Origin of the sequence: Hafnia alvei (genome assembly GCF_900095695.1) — a bacterium.
Classification (GTDB): domain Bacteria; phylum Pseudomonadota; class Gammaproteobacteria; order Enterobacterales; family Enterobacteriaceae; genus Hafnia; species Hafnia alvei_B.
Genome location: NZ_FMIQ01000067.1, coordinates 17434 through 38204, shown reverse-complemented (window position 1 = coordinate 38204; position 20771 = coordinate 17434). Strand labels below are relative to the sequence as shown.

The following is a 20771-nucleotide window of genomic DNA, read 5'->3' as shown; positions in this document are numbered from 1 at the left end:
GGTTATTCCCCCCGTGAATCATGGTGCTCAGCGTGGCTTTTCTCAGCGTTTTGGCGCTCCGACTCATGGCGCTTTTGCTGGCGACCAAGCTCACGTACCGTCATCAAGCTGACCCCAATCAGGATCCCCAAAGCACCGCCAATCAGGCCGGTCGCCGTTGGTGAAATATGCCCACCTTCGCGATTAGCCACGCCGGGTTTGTCCACACGCGGCGTTGGATTTTCAACGTTCGCCAGTTGGAAAATTCCTTTCGTGAAGCCGACGCCCTGCTCATTGCAGCCATAGCAAGGATGACCAATGCCCACAGGCCAGATACCGCCGCCAATATCACAGAATTCCAACGTTGAACAGTTGCCGTAGGTTTCAGGGCCTTTACAGCCTAGATGATACAAACACCAACCTTGACGATGACCGTAATCGCCAAATTCTTTGGCAAAACGACCCGCATCAAAATGAGGACGACGCTCGCAGTTTTCGTGAATTAAACGTTCATAGGCAAACAGCGGACGATGCTTGCTGTCTAGCTCAGGCAGCTTGCCGTAGGTGATGTAATACACCACGGTGGTCAGGAAGTTATGCGGGTTTGGCGGGCAACCAGGGATGTTGATGACCGGTTTGCCGATGGCTTCTTCAAGGCTGACCGCGCCGGTTGGGTTGCCTCCGGTGGCAGGGACACCGCCCCATGCAGCGCAGGAACCAATAGCGATAACCGCTGCCGCATCAGCAGCGGCGCGACGAATATGATCGACAATAGGCTCACCGGCGACCATGCAATAAACGCCACCGTCTTTTAACGGAATGGAGCCATCAACAACCAGAACATATTTGCCTTTATAACGCTTCATCGCGTTATGTTTATTCTCTTCGGCTTGATGTCCGAAGGCCGCTGACAACACCTCATGATATTCGAGTGAAATAGTATTGAGGATCAGGTTTTCAATTGTTGGGTGCGTGGCACGCAACAGAGACTCAGTACAGCCGGTACATTCTTGAGCGCCAATCCAGATAACGGGTGGTCTCTGTGGATTTGTGATTGCCGCAGCCATTTCTGCTGCCGCATTGGAACTTAGCCCTAGTGTAGCGGCCATACCCGCACACAACTTCATGAAGTCACGACGGTTCACACCGTGAGCGGATAGAAAGTTATCCTCAGCCATTCGTAGTATTCCTTAGATGCGCATTCGTCTGGCGGAATGCTTAGGTAGTGAAATGCTAAGGATTAACCCTACTGGTTGTGGTTGATCTTTATCAAGTTGAGAAGGATTAGTGGAAGGTCAATACGAATAATGTGAATAAAACCGATTCAGCGGAAATTAAATAGCACAAATATTCCACAATATTATTATTTTCAGGAATTGAAAATATAGGTTTCGAGATTACTTTCGTACGAGTTTTCTTAATTTAGAGAAATAGCTAAATGAGAGTGGTTTGTATTAATGCCATTAAGTCAGAATTAAATAAATTAAATTCATTTAGTTCTATTTATTTGGTTCTATTATTTAGTTAAATAATTATTTAAGCAGCAGCGCGGAATTAGCATTTACCCTGCCAGCTTCACTTTAGCAACGAGTTAGCAAGACCCCCTCCCAGCCTCCCCCTTCGCAGGGGGAGGAGCAGATCGAGGATCTTACAAACATCATCGAACGGTTCCCTCCCCTGTGAAGGGGAGGGTTAGGGTGGGGTATGAGCTAAGGTGGGGTATGGTTTAAGCTGACTTAAAGGCTAAAGCTTGTGCACTGCACGCCGTTCACATACAGCTTACGCTGTTCGCTTTGTGGTAGACGGATAACGATTTCCTTCCACGCCGGCTGGAAATCACCTTTGTGGGTAAACGTTACGTCGATACGTTGGTTATCAGTCGCGATCTCCCAATTCAGCCACAGGGCCTGCCCTTCTCGCCAAGCATAGGTTTCGCCATCGTCATCAAACAGCATGCCGCGATCGCTACCTTTACCCATCGGTGGGAACAGCATCAATTCACGAGAATCATCCGCGGCAGAATCTACGAATGCGGTACGTCCTGACAACGGTAGCATCGCCCCAGCGCGCACCATCAGCGGCAAGCGCTCTAGAGGAGCGTCCACGGTGATTGTCTGACCGCCGCTAAACCACTGCCCGGTGTAGAAATTATACCAACCGCTTTCGTTGGCAGGCAGATAGATGTCACGCTGGCGCTGCCCTTGCTCCACCACGCTCGCCACCAGCAAATCCTTACCCAACATAAAATCGTCGGTTTCTGCGAAAGTCGCCGCATCATTTTCATGATCGAGGAAGGTCGGACGCAGCATCGGCTCATCGTTTTCACTCGCCTGCCACAGCAAAGTATAAAAATACGGCAGTAGACGATAGCGCAGCACGATGGCATCACGAATAGCCGGTGTCACCGCCGGATACATCCATGGTTCATTCACCGTGTGATCGTCGTTCCACGAGTGAATAGTAAAGCGTGGGTGCATCACGCCGTTTTGAACCCAGCGCACAAGCAGCTCGGCATCTGGTTTGTCACCGGAGAATCCACCGACATCATGACCCACATTATATAAGCCAGACAGACTCATCCCCACGCCCATACGCGTGTTGTAACGCAACGTCTGCCAGCTAGTTCGGTTGTCGCCGCTCCACGTTTGGACATAGCGCTGCATGCCTGCGCAGCCGGAGCGTGAGATCAAATAAGGACGCTGCTTAGGTGCAAAACGCTGCTGCGCTTCTAAAGAAGCTCGCATCATCAACAACGGCATTACCGGTCGGATCTGTTTAATCGCGATTTCCTGACCAAAACCATGACAGCGCGCCTCGCCGTCCCAGACTTCATATTCGTTATTATCGTTCCACGTCGAGCCAATACCCATTTCTAACAGTTGCTGGGTTACGTTGTCTTGCCACCACTTCACCGTGGCTGGGTTAGTGAAATCAAGATGGGAACCTTCGTCATCCCAGAACACCGAGCGCTCAGCGCAGTCCGATTCTGAATCACGAATGAATAACCCCTGCTGCGCCACTTCCTGATATTTGGGGTGATCCTGCAACAAACACGGTTTGATGTTAGCCGCCAGTTTGATCCCTGCGTCGAGGAAAGCCTGCGACATCACCTTTGGCTGAGGCACTTTGTCGTAGTTCCAGTTAAACACATAGCGCTTGTTGTTAATTGAGGTATAACCCGATGACAGCTGGAATGAGTCGCACGGAATATCGTGCTCACGGCACAGCTCGATAAACTTCATCAGCTGATTTTGGGCATCCGGCGCATCGGTGTAGTGCATGGTGGAGCCGCTATAGCCAAGGCTCCACTTTGGTCCGAAAAATGTTTTACCGGTCAGCCGCACAAAGGCTTTGGTAACATCCAACACCTTGGGCCCAACAAACATGTAATAGTCTAAGTCACCGGCTTCCGCCTGATAGCGGCGGTAGGCTAAATGGTAGTTATCCAGCTCATTGCCCAAGTCCAGCATGGTGCTAGTAAGGTTGTCATAAAACAGGCCGAAGCTAACGTCTGCTTTGCGCGTAATCGTGAACGGGATGTGCTTATACAGCGGATCGGTTGACGCTGCGTTGTAGCCCATCGCATCCAGATTGCGCATTTCATAGCGCCCACCGGTACGGTTAAGATCGCCTGCTTTTTCGCCCAAGCCGTAGTAGCTTTCGGTTGGGAAACGACGCTGATAATGTGCCACGCCATCGCCGTGCGCGTTCAGAAGATAAGCGCTGGTTGGGCGGTCTGCCGCCAACGGCAGCCACTCACCGGCATCGTTACAATATTCCCATTCTAGCCACAGCGGTTGATGTACCGTCACCCGCATTTTGTCGGTGCAAATAGACAGTTCATTATCACGCTGTACCAGCTCAAAAGCTGGCAGTGTGAAACCCTCGGTGCTTTCACGGTCACGCCCCTCCCAAGGCACATCCGTTTGCGGGGCGATACTCCACGTGCGGTTCAGCGCCAGTTCACCACGCTGTTTTATCAGCACGCGGAATAGCCCTGATTCTAAGATATAGATGCGGAATAAATGCTGACCATCGACTTTTAACTCAACGTGATCGGCTGCTTGGCGATTTAGGATCCAGTTTTTCAACGTTTTCATTGTGTTACTCTTCCAAAAATTTAAAGGATCAGGCCTGACGTGGCTTCTGACGACGTTCGGCAATAAAAGCAATCAGGAATACGGCGCCAATCAGGTCAAAGAAGCCCATGGCGATAAAGAGCGGGTTGTAGCCGATTTTGTCGGCGGTCACGCCAATCAGCAGTGAGAACAGGAAACTGGCGATCCACGCAAAGGAACCACGCATCCCGTTCACGGTGGCCATTTGGCCTTTATCGAATGATTCAACCACCAAGGCGCTCAACATGCAGGAAATGACCTGATGACCAAAGCCGCCAACGGAAATCAACGCAATGGTGATGTAGGGGTCTTTGGTGATAGCCACCAGCGCCAGTGAGATCATCAGGAACGCACCGGTTACCGAGCTGGCTACGATAGAGTTGACGCGAGAGGTGCCAAAGACTTTGGCGTAAATCCGCGTGAGGTATCCGCTGGCTACGCTGCCTAAATCTGCTGCCAAGAACGGTAGCCAAGCAAACATCGCAATCTGTTTAAGATCCATGCCACGTTCGTTAGCTAAATAGAGCGGAACCCAAAAACTCAGCACGGCCCATGCCGGTTCAGCCATAAAGGCTGGAATGGCGATACCATAGAAGCGTTTATTTTTAGATACCGTGGCTAATGCTTTGAGGAACGGTAACTTAACCGACGCAGGTTCATTGTCCTGCTTGATATATTCCAGCTCAGATTTGCTTAAATTCGGGTGTTGTTCTGGATTGTGGTAGAACAGCCACCACAGCACCACCCACAGCATGGCCAGAACGCCAGAGAACATAAATGCGCCCTGCCAGCCAAATGAAACATGGGCAACCACGATAATCGGCGGCGCCAGCATTGCGCCAATCGAGAACCCGACGCCAGCCCAGCCCGCTGCAATTGGGCGCTCTTTTTTCGGGAACCATTCACCGATAGTTTTGGCATTGGCTGGCGTTGCCGCGGCTTCCGCGCCGCCCATAAAGAAGCGCAGAATCGCGAGCTGCATCCAACTGCCGGCTCCCGCATGGAGCATACACATTAACGCCCAAATCCCCGCGCAAATCAGAAATCCAATCTTCAGGCCGATCACGTCGATAAGCCAGCCGCACAGCGGTTGAAACACGGTATAGGCAATCTGAAAGGCACCCACAATCCACGAATACTGTTCGGTGGTCATCCCTAGGCTGGTTTTCAGCTCTGGTGCCAAAATCCCTAGCGAGTTACGCGTGATGTAGTTGACCGTCACCCCCAGCAGGAACAGCGCTAACATCCACCAGCGTAGATTCTTAATCTTGCGTTTTTCCTTTACAGCCACAGCCGGTTGATTCATATCAAGACTCATGGTGATCCCCTGGTCGCAGTAGCAATACGCCGTCGGCTGAACACATCGTTGGTATAGAGCTTTTTGAAATGTGTCTTACCAATAAGAATATCGCTATTTATGACTATATATTTGATTTTTAATTTAATTATCCATTTTTGTGACCAAGATAACGCTTGTAATTGGTCGACCAACTGAGAGTAAAGAAGTTAAAAACGTGGGGATACGCACTTTTTTGCAAAGATTTTCATGCGACTCTTGGAATTCACTGTTTTCGGTCAAAAACTCCCGTTGTATGGCGATTATTGGCTTATGAAAATTTTGTCATTTTCGAATTTGAACGAGATCACAAAATGAACGGAAAGCTAAAAATCCGCGAAATCGCCGCCCAAACGGGGCTTTCTATCAGCACGGTCTCGCGCGTTCTATCAGGGAAATCGAATACCAGTGAAGCGGCTAAACGGCGTGTTTTAGCCTCGGCGCGCCAGCAGGGGGTCTTAGATGAGATCTCGACGGGGAGAATGCTGCTTAACGGACTGGTGGTGTTTGCGCCCCAGCGCGCATTTGACGTGCGGTCTGACATCTTTTACTACAAGGTGATCCAAGGAATTGCTCAAGCGTTGGAGCCTCACGAGGTCCGACTGCGCTATTGTTGTTTAGAGGAGAATGACAGTGATGTCGCCCTCTTCCTGCAAAAAATGAACGAGCCCGCTACCGAAGCCGCCATGCTGATTGGCATTGACGATCCCTATATTCACTCTCTCGCCGCAGACTTAGGCAAACCGTGTATTCTTATCAACTGTCGCGATCGCAAAATGCGTCTGCCCGGTATTGCGCCCGACCATCAAACCATCGGCGAGTTTTCTGCAAACTACCTCTTTGAGCAAGGCCATCGACATATTTTGCATTTGCTTTGCCTGCGCCGCTATACCATGGAGCTGCGCTTAGCCGGTATTCGTGAAGCCTATCAAGCACATAATCTTCCGTTTAATAGCGACGATGCCCTACTCACCGCGCCAAGTTTTGGTGCCGCAGATGCAGAACTCGCCGTTGCTCAGTTTCTTGAGCATTGTCCTGCCGAACATCGTCCAACCGCCATCCTCGCCGGAGGAGACTATATGGCGGTCGGCGCCGTCAATGCCCTATTAAAAGCAGGATTGCGCGTACCTCAGGATATTTCTGTGATGAGCATGGACGGATTCAATCTGGCTGCTATCCACGATATTCCACTCACTTCGGTTCACGTACCTAGAGACGAGCTGGGAGAGGAAGCGGTGCGCATGCTGCAACGCCGGCTCATGCAGCCAAACACACCGATTGGCAATTTATTATTGAACGGAACGCTGGTGGCACGAGACTCGGTTCGGCGCATCCGAACTAGCCAAAATCAGGCATTGGTGCAAAAAGACGGGGTTTATGGTTAAAGCGCCCCGTTCTGCCTTGAGTTTATTCACTATTATTTTAGGCATCCCCTTAAATATGAAGGGTATGCTAATAAAGCCTGTGGCAAACTGTGCTCACTTCCATCCGCTGCTTAGCAGCCAATACGAGAGAAAATTCCGCGATGAAATGGCTTTGCTCGCTCAGTCTGGTCGCAGGACTGATTGCAACTACTCTGTCTCCTGTTCACGCAGAGACAACCCAACCCGTTCACCCAATGGTGAAATCGCAATCCACACAGGCGCGTGATGCTTTCGTAACCGATCTGCTAAGCAAAATGACGCTGGATGAAAAAATAGGCCAAATGCGTCTTATCAGCGTGGGGCCAGACAATCCTAAAGAAGCCATTCGCGAGATGATCAAACAGGGTCAGGTCGGGGCTATTTTTAACACCGTAACTCGCCAAGATATTCGTAAAATGCAGGATCAGGCCATGCAGCTCAGCCGCCTGAAAATCCCTCTGTTCTTCGCCTATGACGTAGTTCACGGCCAGCGTACCGTTTTCCCTATCAGCCTCGGTTTAGCATCGAGTTGGGATCGCGATGCAGTCACCACCGTTGGCCGTATTTCAGCCTATGAAGCCAGCGAAGATGGGCTAAACATGACGTGGGCACCGATGGTCGATATCACCCGCGATCCGCGCTGGGGGCGCACATCAGAGGGCTTCGGTGAAGACACCTATCTGACCTCTGAAATGGGCCGTTTAATGGTTGAAGCCATGCAGGGTAACAGCCCAGCAGATCGTCATTCGGTCATGACCAGCGTGAAACACTTCGCCGCGTATGGCGCAGTGGAAGGCGGACGCGATTACAACAGCGTGGACATGAGCCCGCAGCGTTTGTTCCAAGACTACATGCCACCGTACAAAGCCGCGCTAGACGCAGGCAGCGGCGGCGTTATGGTGTCACTCAATTCGATTAACGGCACACCGGCAACGTCCAACAGTTGGCTATTAAAAGGCGTGCTGCGCGATGAATGGAATTTTAAAGGCATCACCATCAGCGATCACGGCGCGATCAAAGAACTGATTAAGCACGGCGTTGCTAGCGATCCTGAGGATGCCGTGCGCGTGGCGGTGAAATCCGGCATCGACATGAGCATGAGCGATGAGTATTACAGCAAATACCTACCCGGCTTGGTCAAAAGCGGACGCGTGAGCGAAAAAGAAGTCGACGACGCCGCGCGTCATGTTCTGAATGTGAAATATGATATGGGTCTATTTAACGATGCTTACAGCCACTTAGGGCCTGTCGGTTCAGATCCGGTCGATACCAACGCGGAAAGCCGTTTGCATCGTCCAGAAGCACGCAGCGTGGCACGTGAAAGCATGGTGCTGCTGAAAAACCGTCTGGATACCCTACCGTTGAAAAAATCAGGCACTATTGCACTGATTGGCCCTCTGGCCGACAGCAAGCGTGATGTGATGGGCAGTTGGTCTGCAGCGGGAGTGATTGATCAGTCGATAACCGTTTTACAAGGTCTGCGCAATGCGGTGGGCAGCAACGCACAGGTTTTATATGCCAAAGGTGCCAACGTATCGAACGATCCGGGGATCACTGATTTTCTGAATCTGTATGAAAAAGCGGTGAGCGTTGATACCCGATCGCCGCAGGCTATGATTGATGAGGCGGTAGCTACCGCTAAACAATCAGATGTTATCGTCGCCGTCGTGGGTGAAGCTCAAGGTATGGCGCACGAAGCATCGAGCCGCAGCGATATCACCATTCCGCCAAGCCAACGCGATCTGATCGCCGCACTGAAGCAAACGGGCAAACCTTTGGTACTGGTGCTGATGAATGGCCGCCCACTGGCGCTTGAGAAAGAAGATCAGCAGGCCGATGCCATTTTAGAAAGTTGGTTCTCAGGCACCGAAGGCGGTAACGCCATCGCTGACGTGCTGTTTGGTGACTACAACCCATCGGGCAAACTGCCCATGTCCTTCCCACGCTCGGTTGGTCAGATCCCGATTTACTACAGCCACTTAAATACGGGCCGCCCGTATAATCCTGAGAAACCAGAGAAATATACCTCTCATTATTATGATGCCGCCAACGGCCCGCTTTATCCGTTTGGTTATGGTCTGAGCTACACCACTTTCAGCGTGTCCGATGTGAAAATGTCGAGCCCGGTGATGAAGCGTGACGGCAGCTTAACCGCCAGCGTAACGGTAAAAAACACCGGCAAACGTGACGGTGCCACCGTGGTTCAGCTCTATCTACAAGATAAAACAGCATCGATGAGTCGCCCTGTTAAAGAGCTAAAAGGCTTTGAAAAAGTAACGCTAAAATCTGGCGAACAGAAAACCATCAGCTTCAAAATTGATGCCGAACAGCTGAAGTTTTGGAATGCGTCGATGAAATATGTGTCAGAGCCGGGCAAATTTAACGTGTTCATCGGCCTCGATTCACAGCGTGTGAATAAAGGGGAATTTGAGTTACTTTAAGCATTCTGGTTAACTCTATCCTTAAGCCTCCCTATTTCATTGAGGGAGGCTTAACTCTCCTCTCCGCAAATGAATTTCTTTTATATAGCCTGATATTAATACCGCAAGAAAATACATTTATTTAAACTTACTGACATTACCCAATATAAGCTAACTTTTATAAACTGGCATTATTCCACCTGCGGTTCATACTGTTATTCAGTGAATAACAACTAAATGAATGCATCGTGAATCAAGGTAGGAATATCATGCCTAATAAAATTATCACGTGGGTCATTATGTTTGGTTTTAGCCTATCTCTGGCACTGCTGGCCAGTATGTTGGGAGAAGCTAATATATGGGCCATTCTGAGCATTTTTACCGTTACGTATTTTGTTTGCGACGTCACTCTCAGTGTGATGGAATAAAAGCTAACAGATATTTACTCATGCCCCAACGTATACATATTCCCCACGTCTGAGGCATGAATAGCTCATCTTAATGCGCAATAATATACAGCTCTTTGCTATATACATAATCCTGTGGGTTATGTGTAGGGAACCCACCGACGTAAGGCTTCAATAGTTTAATCAGCGGTTGATAGTAGATTGGAATAATGGGGGCCTGCTGATTGATCCTCACCTCAGCCTGTGAATATAAAACATTGCGCATCACGGGATCGGACACGCTCTCTGCCTGCTTCAATAGCCGGTCATATTCAGCATCTTTCCAATGCCCAACGTTTTCCACACTCACTGACTGTAGCGTATTTAAAAATGTGGAAGGCTCATTGTAGGTCGCATCCCAAGACTGCCGTGACAACATAAAGTCCCCTGCCCGACGCGCGTCTAAATAGGTCTTCCATTCCATATTGCGTAACGTTACCTGCGCACCCAGCAGCTTCTTCCATTGTGACGAAAGTGCTATCGCAGTTTTTTCGTGCAGGTCATATTTGTTGTAAAACAGCTCAAATTTTAACGGATGCTGTTCGTCGTAGCCCGCTTGATGCAGCAACCCTTTGGCTAAAACAACTCGCTGAGCTAATGGTGCATTTAATTCATCAAGTACCGGAGATTTAAAATCAGCGACCTGAGGCGGGGTTAGCGTGCTGGCAGGCTCACGTAGTCCTAATACTTTATGAGCGATCAGATCGCGATCCACCGTGAGATATAAAGCACGCCGCACGCGAACGTCATCAAACGGCGGTCGCGTGGTATTAAAATTATAATATTCGGTGTTTAACCGCGGAATAATATGCAATTCATCCGGCATCTTTTGCTGAATATCTTTAATCTGATCGGCGGGTACCCAGGTTAAATCTAAATCACCGGCACGATAGCGGTTATAACCAGAAATCGCGTTGTCGACCACTAAATACTCAACCTGCTTTAATACCGTTTCTGAACGATTCCAATATTGAGGATTTTGTTTGGCGACAATTTTTTCATTCACTATACGTTTAGCCAATACAAAGGCGCCGTTAGACACGATGTGTTCAGGCTGAGTCCAACGCTCTCCCCATTGCGCCACCACCGCATGTGGAACCGGAAACGTTGTGGGCCACGCTAACATTGAAATAAACCACGGCGTTGGTTGTTCTAGCTGTACGCGTAGGGTGCGCGCATCCAGCGCTTGAACGCCCAGCGCCTGCGGTTTCATTTTCCCACTCACAATTTGAGCCGCATTAACCACGTGTCCAGCGGCAAAATAATTAGCAAATGGGCTCGCAGTAGCGGGATCAACCGCACGCTGCCACGCAAAGACAAAATCATCGGCGGTCAATGCCGAACCATCTGACCAACGGAGATTTTTTCGCAACGTAAAGTCGATCTGCCTGCCGTCTGCGCTCACTTTCCAGCTTTCGGCCTGCGCGGGTTGCACCTTGCCATCACCATCCAACCACACCAGCCCTTCAAACAGGTCGAGAGCTATCTGCGCGGCGGTATTTTCTTCAATTTTTTGTGGGTCGAGCGTGGCGGGTTCAGCATGGTTGTTGTAACGGAAAATTTGTTGGGGATCGAGCGACGTCCCTGCGGGGATTTGAGCAGCATGTAACGGTGCCACGCTTATCAGGCTGACCAGCCATAATGGCGACAATTTTTTCATGATATTCCCTTTTCAGCACATGAGTTCGTATACCTTACGCTCGCCTATTGCTGATTGCTGTGTGGGAACTCGCGGAAAATGCTTTTTTGGCCTTGTGTCTCAACGCCGTGGATAAAAAAATCCAGCCATATTTCTTGGCTGGATTTCACTCACTCATTCAGTTAGCTAGGGATTCTTTTTTAGGCGTCAAACGGATCCCAAGACGGCGCAGCTGTCGTTTAAGCATTAACACCACCACTATCGATAAGCAGATGTTCGATAAAGGCATCGCCAACCACACGCCGTCCAGACCGAATATCCATGGGAAAAAACCGAGGAATGGAAACAAGATCAGCATGTTGCTCAGCGTGATAAACGTTGCGTAGCGGGCATGGCCTAATGCTTGGAAGAACGTTGCGGCGAGCACGATAAAGCCATCTAAGTACATCACAAACAGATGCAGACGCAGGCCGTGAATGGTTGCCACGTGCAGCGCGCTGTCACCGGAAATAAAGATGCTGGTAAACAGCGATGGGAGAATCAGTATCGCGACCGCTAACGCAATGCCGCCGCCGACTGCGGTCATCAAACCTAATTTTAAGACCTGACGAACCTTATCCGGCTGGCGTGCGCCGTAATAATAACTCACCAGCGGCTGCATTCCCCCGCACACACCTTCGGCGAGCAGGTAATAGAAACCAATCAGGTAACTGGCAATCCCATAGGCGGCCACTTCTATTGGCCCACCGTGCTTCATGAAAAGCAGGTTATGCATCATCACCACCACGCTGAGATAAAGATACATCAGCATGCTGGAAAAACCGGTGGTTAGAGATTCCAAACTAAGGCGCAGGTTAAAAGCAATGTGCTCGCGTCGTGGCCGTAATTTGTTGTAGCGGCTGAAAACAAATCCGGTGCAAATAATCACCGCCACGCTTTCACTGATTATCGTTCCTATCGCCGCGCCTTTTAATCCCCAGCCCAAGCGAATGATGAACACATAATCCATCAGCACATTCAGCAGCGCTCCCGTCAGCATGGCAATAGTCGCTAATCTTGGCGCGCCTAAGTTGCGCACCAACAGCGGCATAGCGATACTGCCGAGGACAATCGGCCCCGAAATACCAATAATAGTTAAGTAATCAATACCATAGTTTTCAATAACGCCGGATGCGTCTTGCAAACGCATAAACATCGGGGCGAAATAAACGATGCACAGCCCCACGCTGATACCCATAGCGATCAACAGCCAGAATACCTGCATTAAAATGCGCCGCGCCTTATCAATTTTTTCTTCGCCCTGCGCCAATGAACAGCGCGCGCCGCTGCCCATGCCGATCATCATCCCCACCGCAAGCAAAACGCCCGACAGTGGCCAAGCCATATTAATGGCAGAAAGGCCTTCAGCGCCCATCGCATGACCGATAAAGGCACCATCAACAATTTGATACAGGCCGCTGATCAGCAGTGCGGCAATGGCCGGAATACTGTAGTGCCAGAATGTACGGGTAATACTTTGCTGCAACATAACTTTTCCCAGATCTCTTTCTATCTATTTCTCATCGCTATTCAGCCGGTTTTTAAACTGCCGCAGGCTTTGTGGAGCAAACGCTCAAACTGCTGTTGTTCTTCTGGCGTCAACGAGGCCGCCATTTGCTGAGTGGTTTGTGCATAAATATCCATCTCTTCCTTTTCTAGCGCAGCCCCCTTCTCGGTGGCCTGTAACAACGTTGCACGGCCATCCTCAGGACAGGAAATACGTTGAATATAGCCGCGTTTTTCCAATTTGCTCACCATCGCGCTGGCAGAGGCTTTGCTGACTTTCATACATTCAGCCAGTTCCGTGAGCCGCATCCCCTGCGAGTGCTCAAGTAACACATAGAGGTAGTCAAACTCACTGTTCGTTAGCTCCATACTGCCGCTTTGACGCGAAACTTCGCGCCAGCAAAACCAGAGGTGCCACTGAAGTTTTTTTAGATCGTTAATCATTCGAGAGCTCAGTTCGGAAGGAGTGAAACTAATTTAGTTAGGCTAACATACTAAATTTCATGCGGCAATAAGAGCGGCTGTTGTCGTTTGTGCTCTTCAACGAAAAACGGCCTGAAATCTCAGGCCGTTAATATCTGTCTATCATGCATTAAGGATGTTTTAACTCAGGGGCATCGAAAGCATATGCATAGATCATATCAAACTGTGGCGCATTCCAATTAGAGTCAATCACGGTATAGGTGATATAGCCTTCATTCAGCAGATTAACGTCCGTTTTACCTGCTGTTGGCGTTAACGCGTCGATGTTAATAACCTGTTTAGCCGAGCCATCTTGCTGCATTTCATAGCTAAACATCGGCTTAGCATGCAGGTCGTTAAGCACAAATTTTCTTCCCAGAATTTTATTCTTTGGCAAGGCTGGATAGTTTACGTTTACACCGGTGCCATAAGGCAATACGGTTTCACCCGACGTCCAGTTTTCGTTCAACGCGTCTACCATATTAACAACGTAATCAACGGCATCAGGCCAATAAAGCTTAGTACTTGGGAATCCTGCTTTGGCTTCATCTTCACTCATAAGCATACCAATACTGGCGGCAATTGTTGGGTAACCATAGCGAATTGCAAGCGCCGCTGCGGAAACCGTGCCTGAACTCTGCAAATTCCCACCGTTATTTTGCCCGTAGTTAACGCCGGAAATCACCAGATCGGGAGGGGTGTCCTTCAGTACGCCCAGCAACCCAAAATCAAGCGAATCTGACGGTGTCCCAGGGAAACCATATTGTTTATCGCCGACTTTTTTTACATCAAAAGTTTGGTTTGGGTTGATCGTCATCGCCGATCCCTTACCACTTTGATCGGTAGCAGGTGCCGTCATCCACACATCGTAACCTTTAGCCGCTAGTTTGCTTTGCAACGAGGTTATCCCCGCAGACTGGTAGCCATCGTCGTTGACCAACAAAATGCGCATTGGACGAGCAGCTACCTGAGCTGCAGATAACGTAGAGGACAATGCTAATGCGGTAAGTTCTGTGGTTTTCATGGTGATATCCTTAAATTGATTGGAAAATATCCCCTCTTACGTTAATGAGATAGCTGAGGGGGTATTCTGTATATCACCGAGTTTTTTCCTAACGAGGTTTAATAACTATATTTAATTTTTTCATTTATCTTTTTAATTGAAACATGATGGATTTTTATTTATACATATGTTTTTAATAAAGAAATTTTCATTAAAAAATATTTTTAATATTCCTCACTGCACCCTATACCGACTGTGTATTATAAATGCGCAAAAAAAATGAGGCATATCCCAAACTCATTTAATCTTGTTTTTCTCGTACCTCAAATATGCAAAAAGCCCTATTAGCGTTAACTAATAGGGCTTTAAATGACTATGACCTTATCGATTCAATTAAAGAATCGGCTGTGCCATCTGCACCAGAGAAATCAGCGGCTGAGGGAAGATACCCAGCAGAACCACTAAGATCCCTGAAATCAGCACCACAACGCCACCGGCAGTCAGTGCCCAGTTATTTGGCGTATCACGCACCAGCGTTTCAGGTGCATGTAGGTACATACTCACGGCAACGCGCAGGTAGTAGTACAAACCAATCGCACTACCCACCACAACCGCACCGGTCAACCACCACAGATGAGCCTGAACACCCACGGTAACGATATAGAATTTACCGATGAAGCCCAGCGTCATTGGGATGCCTGCCAGAGACAGCATAGACACCGTCATCACCGCAGACAAAATTGGCTTATGCCAGAACAGACCACGATAGGAGAACAGGGATTCTGCGTCAGGGCCGCTGTATGGGCTAGACATCAGGCTAACCACACCGAAGGAGGCAAGGCTTGCAAACAGATAACCAGCCAGATACACGCCAACCGCTTCAGCAGAAATCTGCTGACTCTGCACCGCAATCAGTGCCACCAGCAGATAACCTAAATGAGACACCGAAGAGTAACCCAGCAGACGCTTGATGTTGCTCTGCGTGATCGCCATCAGGTTACCAAACAGGATGGAGCAGAATGCGATGATGCCCAGAACCAAACGTACCGTTTCGCTGTTGGTGACCGGCGCATACATAAACAGACGCATCAGCACCGCAAAGATGGCAATCTTGCTGGCGGTGGCCAAGAAGGTTGAAACCGGTGCAGGAGCGCCTTGGTACACGTCTGGCGTCCACAGCTGGAACGGAACCAGTGAAAGCTTGAAGCCAAAGCCAACCAGCATCATGCCCAAGCCCGCTAACAGCAGCGGTTCGTGCAGCATGCTATCGCTCATGCTTTTGCCGAGGCCGGCAAACGACAGGTCGCCAGACTCAGCATACAGCAGCGCCATACCGAACAGCAGGAACGATGACGCCGCCGCTGACAGAATGGTGTACTTGATAGCGGCTTCCAGCGAACGTTTCTGACGATAGGCATAGCCAATCAGGCCAAACAGCGGCAGTGAAATCAGTTCGATACCGATGAACAACGCAGCCAGATGGTTAGCGCAAGCCAGTACGATACCGCCCAGCGTTGCGATCAGAACCAGCAGATAGAACTCATCGCGGTTATCTGGATAGCCTTGCAGCCATGGATAGGCAAACGTGCTGGTCGCAAGACTCGACAGCAACACCAAGCCGATATACAGCATGGAGAAACTATCAACGCGAAACAGCGGCGTTACGTTTAACGAGCCATCCGTTGCAGAAAGAAGCTGCCCCACAAAATAGAGCGAAAGCAGCGCCAGGTTCAAACCGATCACTGTCACCGTTGCGTTGACGAAGTGGTTGCGTCGCCACGCAATGCACAGCATCACAACCACCACCGTCAATCCGACGATCAACAGCGGTAACAGTGCGATCAGATGTTGAGGAGTTATTGTCATGGCGAATTACGGCCTTGTTGTTAAAGTTGAAGCAGAGCTAAACCAGTGTTGCACGTTCGTCATTGCGGCACTGGACGTATCCAGAATCGGCTGAGGATAAACTCCCAGCGCAACCAGCAGAACCACCAGCAGCAGAATAATCGACAGCTCACGCGTACTCATGCCCGGCAGCGGCTTGTCAGATTTTGGTGCACCGTAATAAGCGCGCTGCATCATGATTAACGAATAAACAGAGGCAAATACCAGACCGAAGGTAGAGATAATCGTGATAACCGGCACCACTTGGAAGCTGCCGAACAGGATCATGAACTCACCAACGAAGTTACCGGTACCCGGCATACCTAAGGTGGCAACGGCAAAGAACAGCGACAGCGCAGGCAGGTATTTAATCCGGCCCCACAAACCGCCCATCTGACGCATATCACGCGTATGCAGACGCTCGTAAAGCTGACCGCAAATGATGAACATACCGGCAGCAGACAGACCGTGTGCAATCATCTGAATAACCGCGCCCTGATAGGCCAGTTGGCTACCGGAGTAAATCGCGATCAACACGAAGCCCATGTGGGAAACGGAGGTATAAGCAATCAGACGCTTAATATCAGTCTGAGCAAACGCCATCCATGCACCGTAGAAGATACCGATAACGCCTAACCACATCGCGATAGGCGCAAACTCATGGGATGCTTCAGGGAACAGCGGCAGGCTGAAACGCAGCAGACCATAGGCTGCGGTTTTCAGCAAAATCCCGGCTAAGTCAACGGAACCTGCGGTCGGTGCCTGACTGTGTGCATCAGGTAACCAGCCATGCAATGGAACCACCGGCATCTTCACGGCGAATGCAATAAAGAAGCCCAACATCAGCAGATACTGAACGTTGTGGCTCATTGGCGTGTTCAGCAATTCTTCATAGTTAAATGTCCACACGCCGGTAGCGTTGAAGTGAACAAACACCAGACCCAGAATCGCAATCAGCATAATCAAGCCGCTGGACTGGGTGTAGATGAAGAACTTGGTTGCAGCGCTGATACGGGTTTTGCCGTCTGATGCTTTATGACCCCAAAGAGCGATCAAGAAGTACATCGGCACCAGCATCATTTCCCAGAAGAAGAAGAACAGGAACAGGTCGATGGCCAAGAACACACCGATTACGCCCCCCAGAATCCATAACAGATTCAGGTGGAAGAAGCCCTGATACTTCTGGATCTCGTTCCAAGAACAGAGGATCGCCAGAACGCCCAGCAAGCCGGTCAACACCACCATCAGCAGTGATAAACCATCCAGTGCTAGGTGGAATTCAATCCCGAAACGTGGGATCCACGGCACGGAGAACTCTGACTGCCACTGCGGAAGACCCGTCGCCTGTGTCAGAGAATAGCCGCCCTGCAACCACAGTTGCACAGACAACACTAACGTCAGACCCATTGCTATCAGTGCTATCCAGCGTGGAGCTTTGGTGCCGAAGCGCTCGCTCTGCCAGCTTAAAAAGCCACCGATGAACGGGATAAGAATTAGCCAAGGTAATAACATGGCGCTTTGTGTCCCTTAAAATTGAATGAGGTTTCATGCAATGGAGAACCCTAAACAGTTCTCCATAAGCTATACCCTATAGATTTCAAGAGGCAGGAAGGCGGCAAGTGAACGAGTCCCTAGGAGCTTACTAAAGTAAGTAACTAGGGTGAGCGAACACAGCCAACACACCTACAACTTGAAAGATGAAGGGTATATCACTTAACCAATAACAACAGAGCCAATACGACTACTGCGCCCACACCCATAGATGCCATATACCAGCGCAACTGACCGTTTTCACTCACCGCAAGACCACGATTACCCCAACGCGCAAAGACGGCGAACAGGTTCATCAGGCTGTTTAGCGGATCGCGCTGTAACAGGTAAGCAATCGCTTTAAACGGCTTAACAAAGATCATGTTGTACAGCCAGTCAAAGCCCCATGCATGGAACCACCACGTTGAGAAGAAGCGACCCGGCGCGCTCTGCGCCACGCTATTCACAAACTGACGTTTCCCAAGGTACAAGACAGCAGCCAGCAGGATGCCAACGATAGCCACGACGCCGGAGATAATTTCTAACGTCATTTTACCCGCTTCACCGCCGTGGCTTTCTGGTAACACACCCGCCAGCGGTGGCGTAATCAACGCACCGATGAAGGTAGAAAGCACCAGCAACACAATCAGCGGCAGGCTATGCGCAATGCCTTTGCCCGCATGTGCTTTGGTGTGTGCTTCGCCATGGAACACAATGAAAATCATACGGAAGGTATACAGCGACGTCAGGAACGCACCCACCAAGCCCGCAGTCATCAGGTTGACGTGGCCGGAAGCCAACGCACCCCACAGGATTTCATCTTTACTGTAGAAGCCCGCGGTGACGATTGGCAGCGCAGACAGCGCAGCCCCACCGACCAAGAAGCAGATGTAAACCAGCGGCAGCGATTTACGCAACCCACCCATTTTGAAGATGTTCTGCTCGTGGTGGCAGGCCAAAATCACCGAACCAGAAGAGAGGAACAGCAGCGCTTTAAAGAACGCATGCGTCATCAGATGGAAGATTGCCGCATCCCATGCTTGAACGCCCAGCGCCAAGAACATGTAGCCGATTTGACTCATGGTTGAGTAAGCCAGCACGCGTTTGATGTCGGTTTGTACCAGCGCGGCGAAACCGGCCAGCACCAACGTCACCGCACCAACGATACCCACCAAATGCAGCACTTCAGGCGCCATCAGGAACAGGCCGTGAGTACGTGCAATCAGGTAAACACCCGCGGTAACCATGGTCGCAGCATGGATCAAAGCAGAAACCGGCGTTGGACCCGCCATCGCATCTGCCAACCATGTTTGCAACGGCAACTGTGCAGATTTACCTACGGCACCGCCCAGCAGCATCAGCGTCGCCCACGTAATCGCGGCCGAGCCTACTTCCAGTTTTTGCGGAGCCAGAATCATCAGTTCACGGATGTTCAGCGTGCCCAGTTCGTTGTAAAGAATGAACAGGCCAATCGCCAAGAACACGTCACCCACGCGAGTCACGATGAACGCCTTCATTGCCGCCGCACCGTTAGCCGGATTAGTGTAGTAGAAGCCAATCAGCAGATAACTGCACAGCCCTACCCCTTCCCAGCCCAGATACATCAGCAGCAGGTTATCCGCCAGAACCAATACCACCATGCTGGCGATAAACAGGTTGGTATAAGCAAAGAAGCGCGAGTAGCCCTCTTCACCGCGCATATACCAAGAGGCGAACATATGAATGAAGAAGCCCACGCCGGTGACCACAGACAGCATGGTCAGCGATAGACCGTCCAGCGTTAAGGTGACAGGAATACCGAAGTCACCCACGGCCATCCAGTTCCACAGATGTTGGTTGAACACCTGCACGCCGTCGGCTTTTTGACTTAAGAAATCAAAACCCACATAGGCGGTAACCAGCGCAGCCAGCCCGATAGAACCGACACCGATGATGGCCGACGTATTTTCTGACCAGCGACCACGGGAAAATGCCAACAGCAAGAACCCGATTAACGGTAGCAATATTGTTAAGTAGAGTAGGTTCATCCGCGCATCTCACTGACAGTATCGATATTCAGGGTGTTGCGACGACGATGCAATTGCAGCAACAGCGCCAAGCCAATACTCGCTTCCGCCGCGGCCAAGCTTATCGCCAGAATGTACATCACCTGACCATCTGCTTGTCCCCAATAGCTCCCCGCCACCACGAATGCCAAGGCAGCCGCGTTGATCATGATTTCCAAGCTAATCAGCATAAACAGCAGATTGCGCCGGATTAACAGGCCGGTCAGTCCCAGTACAAACAGGATGGCCGCCAGAATTAAACCGTGTTGTAACGGGATCATGCTCGCTCCTCCGCCTTATTTTTTACCGCCATAGCCTTGGCTTTATTGGCATCCGCTTCTGGCGCTTTGCTGAAGACTTCGCCCTGCTTGTGCTCGCGTCCCACATGGAACGCCACCACCAGACCCGCCAGCAACAGCATAGACACCAACTCAACGGCCAGAACATACGGGCCAAACAGCGCGATACCGACCGCTTTCGCGTCAATCATGTCGCCGCTGATCCCCTGATCGTTCACGCTCATAATGGCGTACACCAGCACCGCCAACAGGATCAGAGACAAAATGCTCGGCCCAATCCACAGCGTTGGTTTCAACCATGCGCGCTCTTGCTCCACCACCGAATTACCGAGGTTAAGCATCATGACCACGAAGACGAACAGAACCATAATCGCACCGGCATAAACGATGATCTCCAAAGCACCCGCAAAGTAAGCGCCAAGAGAGAAGAACACCGCCGCAATCGCCAGTAACGACACGATCAAATACAGCAAGGCGTGAACCGGATTGGCATGCGAGATCACTCGGATCGTTGCCACCACGGCCACCAGCGCTGCAATGTAGAATGCAAATTCCATGCTTGGCTCCTTAGAACCTATTTATATCTATTACGCTCACTGATACTTTGTCAAAAACAGGCTCAAAATGCTCATTTACGTCGGTAAACTGCGCTTTCTCGCCTG

The 20771-nt window shown here is 50.3% G+C and carries 15 protein-coding genes; 3 read left to right on the top strand and 12 right to left on the bottom strand.

What is annotated here, in order from left to right; genetic code table 11:
- Positions 1 to 2 precede the first annotated feature (2 nt).
- From hybO to BN1044_RS18225, 3 genes are all read right to left on the bottom strand, one after another.
- Complete coding sequence (gene hybO / locus BN1044_RS18235) at positions 3 to 1157, bottom strand: hydrogenase 2 small subunit (RefSeq protein WP_040044698.1); 1155 nt, start codon at positions 1155 to 1157, stop codon at positions 3 to 5.
- Between the two features lie 558 nt (positions 1158 to 1715).
- A complete protein-coding gene (locus BN1044_RS18230; RefSeq protein WP_072309863.1) occupies positions 1716 to 4079 on the bottom strand; it encodes a glycoside hydrolase family 31 protein in 2364 nt (787 codons plus the stop codon).
- Positions 4080 to 4107: 28 nt separating this feature from the next.
- A complete protein-coding gene (locus BN1044_RS18225) occupies positions 4108 to 5415 on the bottom strand; it encodes an MFS transporter (protein WP_072309862.1) in 1308 nt (435 codons plus the stop codon).
- A 332-nt stretch (positions 5416 to 5747) separates the two neighbouring features.
- On the opposite strand from BN1044_RS18225, the gene BN1044_RS18220 reads away from it, so the two are divergent.
- The 3 genes from BN1044_RS18220 (at position 5748) to BN1044_RS23625 (ending at position 9684) form a co-directional block, all read left to right on the top strand.
- Positions 5748 to 6818 carry a LacI family DNA-binding transcriptional regulator gene (locus tag BN1044_RS18220; RefSeq protein ID WP_072309904.1) on the top strand — a complete coding sequence of 357 codons (1071 nt, stop codon included), beginning with the start codon at positions 5748 to 5750 and terminating at the stop codon, positions 6816 to 6818.
- Positions 6819 to 6958: 140 nt separating this feature from the next.
- Positions 6959 to 9277 carry a beta-glucosidase BglX gene (gene bglX, locus BN1044_RS18215; protein ID WP_072309861.1) on the top strand — a complete coding sequence of 773 codons (2319 nt, stop codon included), beginning with the start codon at positions 6959 to 6961 and terminating at the stop codon, positions 9275 to 9277.
- Between the two features lie 248 nt (positions 9278 to 9525).
- A complete protein-coding gene (locus BN1044_RS23625; RefSeq protein ID WP_155395092.1) occupies positions 9526 to 9684 on the top strand; it encodes a hypothetical protein in 159 nt (52 codons plus the stop codon).
- A gap of 70 nt (positions 9685 to 9754) precedes the next feature.
- Here the strand turns inward: BN1044_RS23625 and BN1044_RS18210 are convergent, their stop codons facing one another.
- The 9 genes from BN1044_RS18210 to nuoJ form a co-directional block, all read right to left on the bottom strand.
- The gene (locus BN1044_RS18210) at positions 9755 to 11362 is read right to left on the bottom strand and encodes an ABC transporter substrate-binding protein (RefSeq protein WP_072309860.1); all 1608 of its coding nucleotides are present in this window, start codon (positions 11360 to 11362) and stop codon (positions 9755 to 9757) included.
- 157 nt (positions 11363 to 11519) lie between these two features.
- On the bottom strand, positions 11520 to 12869 hold the full coding sequence (locus tag BN1044_RS18205; protein WP_072309859.1) for an MATE family efflux transporter: 1350 nt from the start codon (positions 12867 to 12869) through the stop codon (positions 11520 to 11522).
- A gap of 41 nt (positions 12870 to 12910) precedes the next feature.
- Positions 12911 to 13330 (bottom strand): MarR family winged helix-turn-helix transcriptional regulator, encoded by a 420-nt coding sequence (locus tag BN1044_RS18200; protein ID WP_072309858.1) that lies wholly within the window; start codon positions 13328 to 13330, stop codon positions 12911 to 12913.
- Between the two features lie 148 nt (positions 13331 to 13478).
- A complete protein-coding gene (surE, locus tag BN1044_RS18195) occupies positions 13479 to 14372 on the bottom strand; it encodes a 5'/3'-nucleotidase SurE (RefSeq protein ID WP_072309857.1) in 894 nt (297 codons plus the stop codon).
- A gap of 372 nt (positions 14373 to 14744) precedes the next feature.
- A complete protein-coding gene (gene nuoN, locus BN1044_RS18190; protein WP_025797909.1) occupies positions 14745 to 16217 on the bottom strand; it encodes an NADH-quinone oxidoreductase subunit NuoN in 1473 nt (490 codons plus the stop codon).
- 6 nt (positions 16218 to 16223) lie between these two features.
- The gene (gene nuoM / locus BN1044_RS18185) at positions 16224 to 17747 is read right to left on the bottom strand and encodes an NADH-quinone oxidoreductase subunit M (RefSeq protein ID WP_025797907.1); all 1524 of its coding nucleotides are present in this window, start codon (positions 17745 to 17747) and stop codon (positions 16224 to 16226) included.
- A 197-nt stretch (positions 17748 to 17944) separates the two neighbouring features.
- Positions 17945 to 19792, bottom strand: coding sequence for an NADH-quinone oxidoreductase subunit L (nuoL, locus tag BN1044_RS18180; RefSeq protein WP_072309856.1), 1848 nt, complete (start codon positions 19790 to 19792; stop codon positions 17945 to 17947).
- A complete protein-coding gene (gene nuoK / locus BN1044_RS18175; RefSeq protein WP_004092601.1) occupies positions 19789 to 20091 on the bottom strand; it encodes an NADH-quinone oxidoreductase subunit NuoK in 303 nt (100 codons plus the stop codon). Before nuoK ends, nuoL begins: the two co-directional genes overlap by 4 nt.
- Positions 20088 to 20666, bottom strand: a complete 579-nt coding sequence (nuoJ, locus tag BN1044_RS18170) for an NADH-quinone oxidoreductase subunit J (protein WP_040046432.1) — start codon at positions 20664 to 20666, stop codon at positions 20088 to 20090. Before nuoJ ends, nuoK begins: the two co-directional genes overlap by 4 nt.
- Positions 20667 to 20771: the final 105 nt, after the last annotated feature.

Bases quoted from the DNA above. Each gene is read 5' to 3' on its own strand.
- hybO (WP_040044698.1), bottom strand. From the start codon at position 1,157: ATGGCTGAGGATAACTTTCTATCCGCTCACGGTGTGAACCGTCGTGAC.
- BN1044_RS18230 (WP_072309863.1), bottom strand. From the start codon at position 4,079: ATGAAAACGTTGAAAAACTGGATCCTAAATCGCCAAGCAGCCGATCAC.
- BN1044_RS18225 (WP_072309862.1), bottom strand. From the start codon at position 5,415: ATGAGTCTTGATATGAATCAACCGGCTGTGGCTGTAAAGGAAAAACGC.
- BN1044_RS18220 (WP_072309904.1), top strand. From the start codon at position 5,748: ATGAACGGAAAGCTAAAAATCCGCGAAATCGCCGCCCAAACGGGGCTT.
- bglX (WP_072309861.1), top strand. From the start codon at position 6,959: ATGAAATGGCTTTGCTCGCTCAGTCTGGTCGCAGGACTGATTGCAACT.
- BN1044_RS23625 (WP_155395092.1), top strand. From the start codon at position 9,526: ATGCCTAATAAAATTATCACGTGGGTCATTATGTTTGGTTTTAGCCTA.
- BN1044_RS18210 (WP_072309860.1), bottom strand. From the start codon at position 11,362: ATGAAAAAATTGTCGCCATTATGGCTGGTCAGCCTGATAAGCGTGGCA.
- BN1044_RS18205 (WP_072309859.1), bottom strand. From the start codon at position 12,869: ATGTTGCAGCAAAGTATTACCCGTACATTCTGGCACTACAGTATTCCG.
- BN1044_RS18200 (WP_072309858.1), bottom strand. From the start codon at position 13,330: ATGATTAACGATCTAAAAAAACTTCAGTGGCACCTCTGGTTTTGCTGG.
- surE (WP_072309857.1), bottom strand. From the start codon at position 14,372: ATGAAAACCACAGAACTTACCGCATTAGCATTGTCCTCTACGTTATCT.
- nuoN (WP_025797909.1), bottom strand. From the start codon at position 16,217: ATGACAATAACTCCTCAACATCTGATCGCACTGTTACCGCTGTTGATC.
- nuoM (WP_025797907.1), bottom strand. From the start codon at position 17,747: ATGTTATTACCTTGGCTAATTCTTATCCCGTTCATCGGTGGCTTTTTA.
- nuoL (WP_072309856.1), bottom strand. From the start codon at position 19,792: ATGAACCTACTCTACTTAACAATATTGCTACCGTTAATCGGGTTCTTG.
- nuoK (WP_004092601.1), bottom strand. From the start codon at position 20,091: ATGATCCCGTTACAACACGGTTTAATTCTGGCGGCCATCCTGTTTGTA.
- nuoJ (WP_040046432.1), bottom strand. From the start codon at position 20,666: ATGGAATTTGCATTCTACATTGCAGCGCTGGTGGCCGTGGTGGCAACG.